Consider the following 868-nt stretch of genomic DNA (forward strand, 5'->3'; position numbering starts at 1 on the left):
AGACGCTCTATCCAATTGAGCTACGGGCGCATATAAATGGTGCCGAGGACCGGAATCGAACCGGTACGGTAGTCACCTACCGCAGGATTTTAAGTCCTGTGCGTCTGCCAGTTCCGCCACCCCGGCAAAGTTTGGAGCGGAAGACGGGATTCGAACCCGCGACCCCCACCTTGGCAAGGTGGTGTTCTACCACTGAACTACTTCCGCATATATTTAATAAATCATAGTGCGGGTGAAGGGAGTCGAACCCCCACGCCTTACGGCGCTAGATCCTAAGTCTAGTGCGTCTGCCAATTCCGCCACACCCGCAAAACAATGATGAGCCATGGAGGATTCGAACCTCCGACCCTCTGATTAAAAGTCAGATGCTCTACCGACTGAGCTAATGGCTCATAATAAAGATATTTATTATAATTAGTTTTTGTTTTCTGAGATGTAGTAGCATCTACGACGTCCCCATCTCAGAAAGTAAACCAAGTAGTATCTCGATGGGTACGCTGATGTAAATTCAGAGAAGTTTACTCACACGTGCTCTACCGACTGAGCTAATGGCTCATTTAATAATTGCTTGTCCTAATGGTGCCGGCCAGAGGACTTGAACCCCCAACCTACTGATTACAAGTCAGTTGCTCTACCAATTGAGCTAGGCCGGCATAAGATTTAAATGGAGGTTGACGGGATCGAACCGCCGACCCCTTGCTTGTAAGGCAAGTGCTCTCCCAGCTGAGCTAAACCTCCAAAGCCCGGCAACGTCCTACTCTCACAAAGGCAGGGCCTTCACTACCATCGGCGCTGAGAAGCTTAACTTCCGTGTTCGAGATGGGAACGGGTGTGACCTTCTCGCCATGATCACCGGACTATTTAAAAC

6 tRNA genes and 1 rRNA gene are annotated in these 868 nt (G+C 49.7%); all 7 read right to left on the bottom strand.

Features of this window, described 5'->3' with window-relative positions:
- Positions 1–37 precede the first annotated feature (37 nt).
- A tRNA-Leu gene (locus BN2144_RS00005) sits at positions 38–126 on the bottom strand.
- A 6-nt stretch (positions 127–132) separates the two neighbouring features.
- Positions 133–207, bottom strand: a tRNA-Gly gene (locus BN2144_RS00010).
- Between the two features lie 20 nt (positions 208–227).
- A tRNA-Leu gene (locus BN2144_RS00015) sits at positions 228–309 on the bottom strand.
- A gap of 10 nt (positions 310–319) precedes the next feature.
- A tRNA-Lys gene (locus tag BN2144_RS00020) sits at positions 320–392 on the bottom strand.
- A gap of 185 nt (positions 393–577) precedes the next feature.
- Positions 578–653 (bottom strand) — tRNA-Thr (locus BN2144_RS00025).
- A 12-nt stretch (positions 654–665) separates the two neighbouring features.
- Positions 666–738 (bottom strand) — tRNA-Val (locus tag BN2144_RS00030).
- A 3-nt stretch (positions 739–741) separates the two neighbouring features.
- Positions 742–857: ribosomal RNA gene (gene rrf, locus BN2144_RS00035) — 5S ribosomal RNA — on the bottom strand.
- Positions 858–868 lie beyond the last annotated feature (11 nt).

Origin of the sequence: Bacillus andreraoultii, assembly GCF_001244735.1 — a bacterium.
GTDB classification, from domain to species: domain Bacteria; phylum Bacillota; class Bacilli; order Bacillales; family Caldibacillaceae; genus Caldifermentibacillus; species Caldifermentibacillus andreraoultii.